The 13556-nt window shown below is 60.5% G+C and carries 13 protein-coding genes; 12 read left to right on the top strand and 1 reads right to left on the bottom strand.

Annotation, left to right across the window (positions count from 1 at the left end):
- The first annotated feature begins 12 nt into the window (after positions 1-12).
- Entirely contained in the window at positions 13-738 is a 726-nt protein-coding gene (locus tag J2857_RS05830; RefSeq protein WP_210009041.1) for a ribonuclease activity regulator RraA, read from the top strand.
- A gap of 27 nt (positions 739-765) precedes the next feature.
- Here the strand turns inward: J2857_RS05830 and J2857_RS05825 are convergent, their stop codons facing one another.
- Positions 766-2010 carry an ROK family transcriptional regulator gene (locus tag J2857_RS05825; protein WP_210009040.1) on the bottom strand — a complete coding sequence of 415 codons (1245 nt, stop codon included), beginning with the start codon at positions 2008-2010 and terminating at the stop codon, positions 766-768.
- Positions 2011-2325: 315 nt separating this feature from the next.
- Here J2857_RS05825 and J2857_RS05820 point away from each other — a divergent pair, with 315 nt between their 5' ends.
- The 11 genes from J2857_RS05820 to J2857_RS05770 all read left to right on the top strand — a co-directional run bounded on the left by J2857_RS05820 (position 2326) and on the right by J2857_RS05770 (position 13531).
- The gene (locus J2857_RS05820; RefSeq protein WP_210009039.1) at positions 2326-3351 is read left to right on the top strand and encodes a sugar ABC transporter substrate-binding protein; all 1026 of its coding nucleotides are present in this window, start codon (positions 2326-2328) and stop codon (positions 3349-3351) included.
- A gap of 143 nt (positions 3352-3494) precedes the next feature.
- Positions 3495-4559: an ABC transporter permease gene (locus J2857_RS05815; RefSeq protein WP_210009038.1), complete on the top strand. Its 1065-nt coding sequence runs from the start codon at positions 3495-3497 to the stop codon at positions 4557-4559.
- Between the two features lie 2 nt (positions 4560-4561).
- Complete coding sequence (locus J2857_RS05810) at positions 4562-5341, top strand: ATP-binding cassette domain-containing protein (protein ID WP_037083513.1); 780 nt, start codon at positions 4562-4564, stop codon at positions 5339-5341.
- A 595-nt stretch (positions 5342-5936) separates the two neighbouring features.
- Positions 5937-6554, top strand: coding sequence for an HAD-IA family hydrolase (locus J2857_RS05805; protein ID WP_210009037.1), 618 nt, complete (start codon positions 5937-5939; stop codon positions 6552-6554).
- An 18-nt stretch (positions 6555-6572) separates the two neighbouring features.
- Positions 6573-7643 (top strand): ABC transporter ATP-binding protein, encoded by a 1071-nt coding sequence (locus J2857_RS05800; protein ID WP_210009036.1) that lies wholly within the window; start codon positions 6573-6575, stop codon positions 7641-7643.
- Positions 7644-7729: 86 nt separating this feature from the next.
- On the top strand, positions 7730-8923 hold the full coding sequence (locus tag J2857_RS05795; protein ID WP_245363028.1) for an extracellular solute-binding protein: 1194 nt from the start codon (positions 7730-7732) through the stop codon (positions 8921-8923).
- 60 nt (positions 8924-8983) lie between these two features.
- A complete protein-coding gene (locus tag J2857_RS05790) occupies positions 8984-9904 on the top strand; it encodes a carbohydrate ABC transporter permease (protein ID WP_210009034.1) in 921 nt (306 codons plus the stop codon).
- On the top strand, positions 9901-10764 hold the full coding sequence (locus J2857_RS05785) for a carbohydrate ABC transporter permease (RefSeq protein ID WP_210009033.1): 864 nt from the start codon (positions 9901-9903) through the stop codon (positions 10762-10764). Before J2857_RS05790 ends, J2857_RS05785 begins: the two co-directional genes overlap by 4 nt.
- A 178-nt stretch (positions 10765-10942) precedes the next feature.
- Positions 10943-11092, top strand: a complete 150-nt coding sequence (locus J2857_RS05780; RefSeq protein WP_210009032.1) for a hypothetical protein — start codon at positions 10943-10945, stop codon at positions 11090-11092.
- 361 nt (positions 11093-11453) lie between these two features.
- Positions 11454-13280: a BTAD domain-containing putative transcriptional regulator gene (locus J2857_RS05775; RefSeq protein ID WP_245363027.1), complete on the top strand. Its 1827-nt coding sequence runs from the start codon at positions 11454-11456 to the stop codon at positions 13278-13280.
- 95 nt (positions 13281-13375) lie between these two features.
- Positions 13376-13531, top strand: coding sequence for a hypothetical protein (locus tag J2857_RS05770; protein ID WP_210009030.1), 156 nt, complete (start codon positions 13376-13378; stop codon positions 13529-13531).
- Positions 13532-13556 lie beyond the last annotated feature (25 nt).

The following is a 13556-nucleotide window of genomic DNA, read 5'->3' as shown; positions in this document are numbered from 1 at the left end:
GAGTGGAACCCCATGACCGACTACGTTCTTTCCGACGCCACACGCCAGAAATACGCGGCCGTCAGCTGCGCGACAATCTGCACCGCGCTCTTCAAGCGCGGCCTGCGCAACCAGTTCATCCAGGATGTCCGGCCGCTTTCCCAGAAACCCGGAAACATGGTCGGCCAGGCCTTCACGTTGCGCTACATCCCGGCGCGCGAAGACCTGAACCCGCTCTCGGCGTTTCAGAACCCGGAGCATCCGCAGCGTGCCGCCGTCGAGCAGTGCCCCCCCGGCCATGTCATGGTCATGGACAGCCGCAAGGATCCCCGCGCGGCCTCCGCCGGCTCTATTCTCGTATCGCGCCTGATGGTGCGCGGTGTCGCCGGCGTCGTCACTGACGGCGGTTTTCGCGATAGCCCCGAGATCGCCGAACTCGGCATCCGGGCCTACCACAACCGCCCCTCCGCCCCGACTAACCTCACCCTACACCAGGCACTCGACATCAACGTGCCCATCGGCTGCGGCGACGTCGCCGTCTGGCCGGGCGACGTGGTGGTCGGCGACAACGAGGGAGTCGTCATCATCCCGGCGCATATCGCCGACGAAATCGCCGACGAGGTGATCGAAATGACTGTGTTTGAGGATTTCGTGACCGAGGAAGTCCTGAACGGCCGCTCGATCATCGGCCTCTACCCGCCGACGAAGGAGGAAAGCAAATCCGACTTCGCCCGCTGGCGTCAGGCCAAGGGCCGCTGAAGCGACCTCTGGCCGATATCCAGCCGCCTATGAACCTGCCGCCGTTTCGCGCAGGTCCTTGAAAAGCACGTTCTGGTCGGACAGGTATTTGGCAAAGATCGGCAGGCTGGCCCCGCCGATCGCCCGCGCCTGCGAACCGACCATTCCCTCGATGATATCGGGGATGATGACGCCCTGAAGGTCGAGCCGCGCCACTGCATCGATGGTCGATGCGACGATCCGTTGCCTGACCCAGGCCGGAAAACCGCCATCGATCACGGCCGCGCCAAAATCGATGATCGAGGCTGCCGCAACGATCGCCTGGGCAAGCGCATCCGCGGTTTGCCGGATCCAGAGATCAAGCGGCTCCCCGAAATCGATCCAGTCGTCGGCGGAATACCAGAGCGGCTGCGGATCGATGTTCCGCTCTTTCAGAAGATTCTCCAGAACGAAGATCGAGGCGATATCGAGCAATTGGCGTGTCTCGCCATCGCCGCCGCGCACGGGAAGCGGCCCGACCGCGCCCGCGGTCCCGGTCCGGCCGGAAAAGATCGCCGAATTCAGGACGATCCCGCCGCCGATGAACGATCCGATGAAGAAATACACAAAATCCGGATAGGAGGGGCCAACGCCGAACACCAGTTCGGCGCCGCAGGCGCTTGTCGCGTCGTTCTGCAGGTAGACCGCGTGCTGGACCTGGCCTGCGATCTCCGCCTGCAGATCGAACCCGCGCCAGACTTCCATTGCCCCTTGCGGCGCGCCCACCTCCTCGGCCCAGTTCCAGAGTTCGAACGGCGCGGCGATCCCGATCCCGGCGATCCGGCCGCGCTGCACCTCGTTCAACTGGCCTTCGAGCCGCGCAATGCCGGATGTGATGATCTCGATGATCTTCCCGGGCAGCGGATAGGCGTAGGATTCGTGATACTGCAGCCGGATGCGGCCGACAAAATCCATCAGGACCAGGTCGGCGCTCCGCCGGCCGATCTTCACGCCGAACGAATAGACCGCATCCGGATTGAGGCGCATCGGCACCGAAGGCTGCCCCACCCGGCCACGCACCGGTTCACCGCGCAACAGAAGGCCGTCCTTTTCGAGCGCCCGCATGATGACCGAGACGGTCTGGGCCGAAAGCCCGCTGCGCCGGGTGATATCCGCCTTCGACATGGAACCGTTCAGCCGCACCAGCGAAAGCACGAGCCGCTCGTTATAGGCCCTGACCCGCACCTGGTTTGAGCCGCCGGTGAAATTGCCCAGCAGCGCATGGCCTTGCGCCACGCTATCTGAAACTGACATGGCTCTTCCTCCCAGAAGCGTGGAACCGACGGCAGTACCTCATTCGGGAATGCAAGGTATCTCCCTGATATCCCGAGTTAAACCCTAGGGCACACCGTACATAGATCGTCAGATTCCGAACCTCCACTTCGGCAAACTATGGCATGAGAAATAAATAATTCAATCGGAATTAATTATTGACAGGCTATTTCAACTCGTTCTTAATTAGGGTGCAAGGACACAGGACGGCTTGGAGGAGACGCCTGTCGAACTCGGTGGCACCGGTGTCCGAACATTGGTCCGCATGGCGGACAGTCTTAACTCTGGGAGGAGACCATGAAGAAATCCGTATTGTCCGCCGCATTCGGCGCCCTTGTCCTGGGCGTCGCGTTTTCCGCCCCCGCGCAGGCCGCAGGCGTATCCGCCTGCCTGATCACCAAGACCGACACCAACCCCTTCTTCGTCAAGATGAAGGAAGGTGCGACGGCCAAGGCCAAGGAACTCGGCGTGACGCTGAAGTCCTATGCCGGCAAGATCGACGGTGACAGCGAAAGCCAGGTCGCAGCCATCGAAAGCTGCGTCGCCGACGGCGCCAAGGGCATTCTGATCACCGCCTCCGATACCAAGGGCATCGTGCCGACCGTCAAGAAGGCCCGCGACGCCGGCGTCCTGGTGATTGCGCTCGACACCCCCCTCGACCCGATCAATGCCGCCGACGCCACCTTCGCCACCGACAACCTTCTTGCCGGCAAGCTGATCGGCCAGTGGGCCAAGGAAACCATGGGCGACAAGGCCAAGGATGCCAAGGTCGGCTTCCTCGACCTGACCCCGGATCAGCCGACGGTCGACGTGCTGCGCGACCAGGGCTTCATGATCGGTTTTGGCATCGATCCCAAGAACCCGGACAAGATCGGCGACGAGACCGACAAGCGCATCGTCGGCCACGACGTGACCAACGGCAATGAGGAAGGCGGCCGCAAGGCCATGGAAAACCTTCTCCAGAAGGATTCCGGCATCAACGTCATCCACACGATCAACGAGCCCTCCGCCGTCGGCGCCTACCAGGCCCTGAAGGCGGTCGGCATGGAAAAGAAAGTGTTGATCGTCTCGGTGGACGGCGGTTGCCCGGGCGTCAAGTCGGTCAAGGAAGGCGTGATCGGCGCCACCTCGCAGCAATATCCGCTGCTGATGGCATCGCTCGGCATCGAAGCGATCAAGAAGTTCGCCGACACCAAGGAAAAGCCGAAGCCGACCGAAGGCAAGTCCTTCTTCGACACTGGCGTTGCGCTCGTCACCGACAAGCCGGTCCCTGGCGTCAAGTCGATCGACGTCAAGGAAGGTACGGCCAAGTGCTGGGGTTGATCCTCACCATCTAGCCCCATCCCGGCCGGGGGTTGATATCCCCGGCCACTTTCGACCAGTGATGCGCCGCTGGGAAGCAACCGGCGAAGACCGGGCAAACCCAACGGACGGTTCCTGCGCATTCGGCGCGCGGAGGAGGAAACATGAGCGGAACCCAGGAATTCGAGCGCGTTCTCGACGGCAGCGACAAGAACGTTGCCTCGTTCGAGAGCCAGGACGTCTCTCTCTTAAAACGCGCGCAACATTTTCTGCACTCGACACCCGCTGCCGTGCCGCTGATCGTGCTGATCCTGTCCATCATCATCTTCGGCGTCGCCATCGGCGGACGGTTCTTCTCGTCCTATACGCTGACGCTGATCCTCCAGCAGATCGCGGTGGTCGGCATTCTCGGCGCGGCCCAGACGCTGATCATCCTCACTGCCGGCATCGATCTCTCGATCGGGGTGGTGATGGTGATATCGGCTGTCATCATGGGCAACTTTGCCGTGACCTACGGCATGCCCACAGGCATTGCCATCCTCGTCGGCCTGATCACCGGCGGCGTCTGCGGCTTTTTCAACGGGTTCCTCGTCGCGGTCATGCGGTTGCCGCCGTTCATCGTGACGCTCGGCTCCTGGAACATCATCATGGCGACGAATTTCATCTATTCCGCCAACGAGACGATCCGCGACGCCGACGTGGACGAAAAGGCCCCGCTCCTCCATCTCTTCGCGCTCAATTTCAGGATAGGCAGCGCCATCCTGACGCTTGGCGTCATCGCCATGGTCCTGCTCGTGGCGGTGCTCTGGTACATCCTCAACCACACGGCCTGGGGAAGGCATGTCTACGCCGTCGGTGACGACCCGGAAGCTGCAAAACTCTCCGGCATCCAGACCCGCAAGGTTCTGCTCAGCGTCTATACGATCGCGGGGATCATTGCCGCCTTCGCCGCCTGGGTATCGATCGGCCGCAACGGCTCGATATCCCCCTCCTCGGCGGTGACAGACTTCAACCTGCAGGCGATCACCGCAACGGTGATCGGCGGAATCTCGCTGTTCGGCGGCCGCGGCTCCATCCTCGGCACGCTGTTCGGCGCCATGCTCGTCGGCGTCATGTCGATGGGGCTCAACATGCTCGGGGCCGATCCCCAATGGAAAGTCATGCTGACCGGCTGGCTCATCATCGCCGCAGTCGCAATCGATCAGTGGATCAGAAAGGTCTCGGTGTAATCATGAGCGTCGAACCCATTCTCACAGCCCGCGGCCTGGTCAAGCGTTACGGACGCGTGACTGCTCTCGACAACGCCGACTTCGATCTCTATCCCGGCGAAATCCTTGCCGTCATCGGCGACAACGGAGCCGGCAAGTCCTCGCTGATCAAGGCGATCTCCGGCGCGGTACGGCCCGACGAAGGCGAGATCACGCTGGAAGGCCGGCAAGTGCAGTTCAAGTCCCCGCTCGAAGCACGCGATGCAGGCATCGAGACCGTCTATCAGAACCTCGCGCTCTCGCCTGCCCTGTCGATCGCCGACAACATGTTCCTCGGTCGGGAAATCCGCAAGCGTGGCGTGCTCGGACAGTGGTTCCGCATGCTCGACCGGCCGACGATGGAAAAGCAGGCACGCGACAAGCTCACCGAACTCGGGCTGATGACGATCCAGAACATCAACCAGGCCGTCGAGACCCTGTCGGGCGGCCAGCGCCAGGGCGTCGCCGTGGCACGTGCCGCAGCGTTTGGCTCCAAGGTCATCATTCTCGACGAACCAACCGCCGCACTCGGCGTCAAGGAAAGCCGGAAGGTTCTGGAACTCATCCTCGACGTGCGCTCGCGCGGCATCCCGATCGTGCTCATCTCGCACAACATGCCGCACGTGTTCGAAGTCGCCGACCGCATTCATATTCATCGGCTGGGACGACGGCTGACCGTGATCGATCCGAAGGAATACACGATGTCCGACGCGGTCGCCTTCATGACCGGCGCCAAGGCGCCTGCCCAGCCGGTCGCGGCGTAACAGCCGCCTCGATCAAGCCGCTATCAAGCCGCCTTCCGATCGCCTGGAGATACAGGCGATCGGGTAGCTCAGGGTATCTCCTCGCCCCTGCCCTACCGTGACCCGCTTGCGGAAGAGGACCGCGGCGTTGATGCTGCCGACCTTGCAGAGAAGCAGCGTTTCCCCCTTGGGGCTCGAGCTGCGCGCACTCCAACACAATCAACCGCCTGCCACGATGATATCAATCGCCGGACGATAGGGATCTTCCCGTCGCTCGTTCGATCGGCAGTCCCAGTCGCCGAAAACAGCTTCGATAGAAAATTCCCAGCATAAACGATATTAAGAATTTTATATTCCATTCCGCTTCGCGGCATTGCTGCCGTGGCATGACCGGCGCATTCCCAAATGAGGCGCATTTCTAGACCTTACCGCTTGTGGTTCACGACATCCCGCACCCATGCCCACAGCAGACCCGCCATCGAAATTGAGCGAAGGCCACGCCAGCCTGTTGAAAACATTCGGTACGAATAAAAAATTCCATACTTAATTGACAGGGCGGAATTATCTAATAGGTTGTTAACGCTCAAGGGTGAGGGAGTGGTGCTGGAACCGGCTCATGAAGAAACGCGAAAAACTCTTCATTTTTGATATTGGCGGAGTATTCGTGAAGCTCGATCCGGCTTCCCGTGACCAGGCGGTATCCAAGGCTGGCAGTGCAGGCCCTTCCCTGCGTTACGGTGACGTTCCGGAAGCGGTCTTCCGGGATTTCCGGCTGGGGCGATCGACCGAACCCGACTACGTGCAGGCGCTGGCCAGGGTATTCGATGTGCCGCACGAAAGCATCTACGAAGCCGAACATGCCTATGTCGCCGAAGGTTTTCACGAATTCATCGAGTTTGTCCGCAAGCTCCGGGAAAACCATCGCGTCGTTTGCCTTAGCAACAATCAGGCGATCCATTGGCGCCATATAAGCGAGAAGCTTCTGGGCGCCGGTTATTTCGACCGCGAATACCTTTCCCATGAAATGGGCCTTGAGAAACCGGACCGCATGATCTTCGAGGCAGTATCGCAGGCGGAAGGATGTTCGGAAAAGGACGTCTTCTTCATCGACGACATAGAGGAAAATGTTTTGTCGGCTCGCGAAGTCGGATGGCAGCATTGCATCGTCCATCGCGATTCGGTTGAAACAGCAAAATTGCTCATGGCGCTCGCCGCCGAGCAGACTTTGAATTGACGAGTACGGAGTTTCGGCATGGCTCGAATGACCCTCAGCGGCATCAAGAAAAGCTTTAAATCTGTCGATGTGCTGCATGGGATCGACCTCCAAATTTCCGACAGGGAGTTCGTCGTTTTCGTCGGCCCGTCGGGATGCGGAAAATCCACGCTGCTGCGATTGATCGCCGGCCTCGACACGATCAGTTCCGGCGAGTTTCACCTCGACGACCGCAGGATGAACGACATCGCTCCGTCGCGCCGCGGCATCGCCATGGTGTTCCAGTCCTACGCGCTCTATCCGCATATGGATGTCTACGAAAACATGGCATTCGGCGCCCGACTGATGGGCCTTGAGAAGGACGAGGTCGAAAAGCGCATCGACGAAGCCTCCAAGATGCTGCGGCTCGATCCGCTCTTGAAACGCAAGCCGCGAGAGCTTTCCGGCGGCCAGCGCCAGCGCGTCGCGATCGGCCGCGCGCTGGTCAGAAAGCCTAAAGTCCTGCTTCTCGACGAGCCGCTTTCCAACTTGGATGCGGCTCTTCGCTCCGACGTGCGCCTGGAAATCGCAAGGCTTCACCGGGAAATCGGCGGCACCACCATCTACGTCACCCACGACCAGGTGGAAGCCATGACGCTTGCCGATCGGATCGTCGTCATGAACAACGGCAAGGTGGAGCAGTTCGGCAGCCCGCGCGAACTCTACGAGAGGCCGGCGAACACGTTCGTTGCGACCTTCATCGGCTCTCCACGCATGTCGCTTCTCGATGTCGAGCGAAACGGCAATCATCTGGCGCTTGCCGGATCAGGTGCGGTCAACGCCTCCCGCCTCCCCCATTCGGACGAACGGGATCTGGTCATCGGGGTCCGGCCGGATGCGATGACGATCTCCACGGACGAGAACATCGAGGGCTTCAATGGCAGCGTCGTCTACACCGAATACCTCGGCGAGAACACGTATGTTTATGTGCGCCTCGGCGACGGCACACTGGTCGGCATCAGGTCGTCGGCCTCGGTCGATTTGCCTCCAGACACCCCGGTCGTCATCACGGTCGCTTCAGAGGAAATCCACTATTTCAGCCGCGCGACGAGGGAGAGGTTGGCGGCCTGAAAGCACTTTCGTCTCCTATAATATCAAGAGGATGGAACCAGATGAAAAAGCTAGTTTGTAGCACGATAGTAGCCTTGGGAGCCCTGATGACCGCTCTGCCGGCAATGGCGGAGGAGTTGACTTTCTGGAGCTGGCGCCAGGAAGACAAGGCCCAGTACGAGAAGTTTATCGACGCTTTCGAGGCGAAGAACCCGGGCATCACCGTCAAGTTCGAGACGTTCGAAGCGACGAACTACAACACCATCCTGTCAACGGCACTTGCCGGCGGTTCGGGGCCGGACCTGATGTTCGCGCGCGCCTATGGCGGTCTGGAAAACGTCGCCAACGCCGGCTACCTGCTGCCGCTTGACAAGACCAACGTTCCGGCGCTCGAGAAATTCGCACCGGCCGCCGTCGCCGCGGAAACCGCCCGCTCGAGCAAGATCACCTACGCGGTGCCCTTCGCCAGCCAGACGATGCTGGTGATCTATAACAAGGACATCTTCGACAAGAACGGTCTGAAGGAGCCGGAAACGCTTGACGACCTCGTCAAGGCTGCCGAAAAGCTGAAGGCAGCAGGCGTCATGCCATTCGGCAACGGCACGGCGACAGCCTGGCAGAACGAAGTCATGGTCGGCGGTATCGCCTCCACCCTGATGACCCGCGGCTTCTATGACGACCTGATGGCCGGCAAGGCCGACTTTATGGACAAGCGTTATGTCGAGGCCCTCACCAAGCTCAAGGAAATCACCAAATATTTCCCGGACGGCTTCATCGGTCTCGACTACGCTTCGTCGCAGCAGCTTTTCGCATCCGGCATGGCCGGCATGTTCGTCGGCGGCTCCTATGAGCTTTCGAACTTCAAGAAGCAGAACCCCGGGATCAAAATGGGCATCTTCGCGATGCCAGGCCTGAAAGCCGGTGACGAAAAGCTGGTGGCCCAGTATTTCGACGGCGGTTATGCGGTCAACGCCAAGACCACCAAGAAGGAAGCGGCGCTGAAGTTTGTCAATTTCCTCGCCAGCCAGGAATTCGGCCAGATGTTCGCCGACGACCTGAACAATATCTCAGCTGTGCCGGGTGTGAACTTCAAGGACCCGCTGCTGGGCGAAGTCGCCGAACTCAACAAGCATTCCATTCCCTACATCATGCTGGTGCACTTCCGCTACGGTGAGCCGTCCGGTTCCGTCCTGCTGCAGGGCGAAATCCAGAAGCTGTTCGGCGGCAAGGCGACCCCGGAAGAGGTCGGCAAGAACCTGACGACCGGCCTCGCCGCCTGGTACGCACCGTTCAAGAAATAATCGAAAGGGGAGCGGCCGGACGGCGGCCGTTCCCATATTTTCCAACCAAAGAGAATTGTGATGCCCGGATCGCCTCTCGTGGCGCGACGTCTATGGATCACGGCGCTGATCGTGCCGCCGCTCGCCTTCGTCGCCCTGTTCGTCGTCTATCCCATCATCTCCGCTTTTGCCTATGCCTTCTTCCAGTGGCACGGGCTGGCGCGGGGCGAGTTCGTCGGCTTCGCGAATTTCTACAAGGTCCTGTTCACCCAGCCCTACGCGGACTGGACGTTGAATGCATTCACGCACAACGTGCTGGTCTTCTTCGCGCTGATGGTGCTGCAGAACGGCGTCGGTTTCGTGCTCGCCTACTGTCTGTGGCGCGAACTCCCGGGCGCCGCCTTCCATCGCGTCGCGGTTTTCCTGCCGGTCGTGCTGTCGACCATCATCGTCGGCTTCCTCTGGAAACTCTTTCTGCACCCGCTTTTCGGCGTCGTGAACATCTCGCTGCGCGGCACTGGCCTTGGTGGACTTGCCCAGCCCTGGCTCGGCCAGGGTACGACGGCGCTGTGGGCACTGATCATCGCCAATGCCTGGCACATGGTCGGCTTCCCGACCCTCGTTTTCCTCGCCGGCATGCAGCGAATCCCCGGCGAAATCCTGGATGCAGTGCGCATGGAGACCGAAAGCGAATGGACGAAGATCACCAAGGTCGTCTGGCCGCTGGTGGCGCCCAGCGCAACCGTCGTCTTCACGCTGCTTTTCGTCGGCTCGTTCAACTGGTTCGAACTGCCTTATATCATGGTCGGTGTCGACGGCTCGCCACATAAGGCGACGGACGTCCTCGGCCTCTATTTCTATCGCACCGCCTTCGGTGACCAATCCGGCTCGGGCCAGGATTTCGGCGCCGGCAGCGCGCTTGCCGTGCTGATCTTCGTCTTCATCGCCCTTGTCGCCGGCGTCATCACCTTCAAGCTGCGGGCCAGGGAAATTCAGTTATGAACACCGCTTCGCAAAGCTATTACGATCGGCGCGGCATGCTCGCCACGCTCGGCAAGGACGGGCTGATCCAGATCATCCTGATCCTGAACACGGTGGTGATGCTCGCTCCCATCGTCATCATGCTGTTTGCCGCGTTCAAGACCAACGCCCAGATCTTCCAGTCGCCGTTCTCGATCCCTGATTTTTCCAACTTCGCAAACATCACCAGGATCTGGAGCCAGACCAACTTCTTACGCTACCTCCTGAATTCGGTGATCGTCACCGGCGCGTCGATCGTCGTGATCCTGACGCTCGGGACGATGGCGGCCTATGCCGTCGGTCGCTACAAGTTCCGGGGCTCGAGCTTCGTGCTGATGTTCTTCCTGGCCGGGCTGACGCTTCCCCTGAAGCTCGCGATCATCCCGCTCTTCATCCTGATGCGCGACCTCGGCATCCTGAACACGCAGCTGTCGCTGATCGTCATCTATGTGGCGATGGGCCTGCCGACCACCGTCTTCATCATGACCGGCTTCATCGCCACGCTTCCGAACGAACTCGAGGACGCGGCGCGCATGGACGGTGCCAGCGAGCCGCGGATCATGTGGTCTATCATGCTGCCGCTGGTCAGGCCCGCCATGGTGATCGCCGGCATCCAGAACGTCGTGCCGATCTGGAACGACTTCTTCTTCCCGCTGATCTTCATTCAGAAGGACAACCTGAAGACCCTGCCCCAGGGCCTGACGACCTTCATGGGCGAATACACGACGGATTGGGGCGTGCTGTTTGCGGGGCTTCTGCTGTCCTCGGCTCCGGTCATCATCGTCTACATCATCCTGTCGCGCCAGTTCATCAACGGCATGACGGCGGGAGCCGTGAAGTAGACCGGCAGCTGACTGCGCTGGGAATGGCCTGTGAACGGAGAGATTGCTATGAATACGGGAAGTTGAATGCCGATCGATGTGCTGTTATGCCCCTCGCGGATGCCGCTCACAGCCGCAACACGACAAAACAATCGCAACCCCATAGCGGTTCAAGACGTTCAGCGGTAAAAGCAGATCCATGAACGACAACATCATCAAATTCCGACGCCCGGAACCGCCGCCGCGGGAGCCAAACCCGCTGCTGCGCAAGTTGGCGGTTGTTGCAGTCGTGATCGTGTGCCTTGTTCTCGCCTGGGCATATTTCCAATTCCTCGGAAACCCGACGTAACCTGGATTCTGGGTCGAACCGGCGCCGGCATTCTGGAGACGCGGATCGCCCTGTTGCTTTCGGCGCACTACCTTCAATGCAAAGATGGTGACAGGAACACATTTCGACCATTGCGATAAAAGCCGGTTTGACGAAGCGCGCGATAGCTGTATCTTACTGGACTAAAGTCTGAAGAAATGCATGTACAGGCAGTCCCCATAACGATACATATTTCCGACACCAACGCGTAGTTCCGAACAACAATACAATGCTCGAAAATACGACGCTCAAAATCCGGTTGCTTGGTCGCCCTTCGTTTGAGTTGGACGGCGCGAGCATAGCTCTGCCGGAAAAGGCGTATTTTCTATTTGCCGTCATTGCGATGGCGCCCAAATTGACGGTCGACCGCGAAACGATACGGCGGCTTCTCTGGCCTTCCCACGACGCGGAGAAGCGTGCAAACAGCCTGCGTCAGCTTTTGGCACGCATCGCCAAGGCCGTCGGTCCGGATGCCCCGGCCATCCTTGTCACCGACGAAGAAGCGCTGAGGCTTGATTGCGATCGGTCCGACATCGATCTCCTCGCCCTGATGGAGCCGGGGCCCCTAAGGGAAGAGGACTGGGACGTTGTTCGAGGCGAACTGCTCGAAGCCGTGGAGGCTCCGACCGGCGGCGCGGAAGACTGGTTGTTGGACGCACGACGCAAGGTCGGGGACTGGCGATCGAGCCACATCGAAAGCCTGCTGGCGATATCGTCCCACCAGCAGTCCCCGTCATTGCCCTTGCTTGCCAATCGCCTGATCGAACTGGATGCCTCCCATGAGGGCGCCGCGCGAGCGTTGATGAAGTATCACGTCGGCCATGGTGACTTCGCCGCCGCTCGCCAGGCCTATAGCCGATGCCGGGACCAGCTCAGGGCCGATTACGGCACGCCGCCGACACCGGAGACGGTTGCGCTCGCCCACGAACTCGGCATCCTGAGCAGGCCCGCCTCGGACCGCACGCCTGCGCCGGAGGAACGTCCGAGGGACATCATGCCGGCTCAGCCGCGCGTGGTGATCCTGCCGCCCGAGACAATCGTCCAGGACGCGCTGGTCCAACGCCTCGGCAGGGCTCTTTTGGAAGACGTCACGATCGGCCTCAGCCATCAGCGTGTTTTCAAGATCATCGCCGCCCATACGAGTTTTGAACTGCTCAATCGCTCGGCCGATCCAAGTCAGAGCCAATCGGCCCTTAGCGACCTTCAGTTCGACTATTCCGTGTTCGTGACGATCCAGGGCGAAGGCGACGAGATTTTTGCGACCTGCAGGCTAACGAGGGTCGGCACCGGCGAGGTGCTCTGGGCCATCAACCTGCCGCTCGACGTCCAGCAGATGAGGGCGTCTTTCGGCCAGTTGGCGCGGCGTATTTCGATGTCGCTGACCGATGTCATCGAGCGGCATGAAATCGCCAAGTCCCTCGACGACGTCGACCCCTCCGCCTACCGGCTCTACCTCGAAGGGAAGCGCTACCTGTCCGGCACGGACCTGCAGCATCTGCGCCAGGCGCGCAAGTGGTTCAAATCGTCGGTCAAGCGTTGCGACAGCTTTTCTCCGGCGCATGCCGGAATTTCACGCTCGCTCGGCATGGAATGGCTGGTTCGCGGCATGAAGGACAATGAGCTGCTGGACGTGGCCAATCAATCCGCCCGCGCATCCCGCGATCTCGATCCTGGCAGCGGCCGCGCCTTCCGCGAGCTTGGCTTCATCTCCCTCTATCGCCGACGTTTCGACGAAAGCCTGGATCTTTTTCAGGAGGCTCAGAACCTCAATCCGAGCGATGCGGATGTGTTGGTCGATTATTCGGACGCGCTGTCGCATGCCGGCGACCTGGACAAGGCTCTCGATCTCGGGCTCGCGGCCTTCAAGCTGAACCCGCTGCCGCCGGATTATTACTACTGGATCCTGGGCTCCACCTATTACGTCCGCCAGGAATATTCCAAAGCGATCGATACGATCGACCCGGTCAAGACCCAGCACGCCACCGCAAGGCTGCTCGCCGCCAGTCACGCGATGGCCGGAGACATGCCCGCCGCGCGTAAATATGCGGCAATCGTCAGGGAAAATTTCCCGGACTTCCGCAGCGAGGATATCCGTTACTTCGTGCCGGACCGCAATCCGGCCCATGCCGAGCTCCTCATTCATGGCCTCCGGCTCGCCGGGCTGCCGTAAACGGGCGTGAAAATGCCTGTCACGCCGGAATAACACCCGGTGTGGTCCTTTCTCGATGCAACGCAGCACACGCTGCTTATTCGCGGAGAGAAAGCATGGAAACGAAGTTCAAGACCTCCAAGCCTGTTGAAGCCACCGCCTCGGCCCCGACCCTGCGGTTTTCCGCCGCTGCCGAAGCCGTGCTCGGCCGTCGGACCGAAATTGCGCCGAATGCGCTCTCTCAGGTCACGCATGCCATGAGATATCAATAATGAGCCTGGAAGCCCAAGGTGCCGA

It is taken from the genome of Neorhizobium galegae, from assembly GCF_017877055.1.
GTDB lineage: Bacteria > Pseudomonadota > Alphaproteobacteria > Rhizobiales > Rhizobiaceae > Neorhizobium > Neorhizobium galegae_D.
The sequence above is the reverse complement of the archived record's forward strand: the minus strand, read 5'-3'. Positions and strand labels throughout refer to the sequence as shown.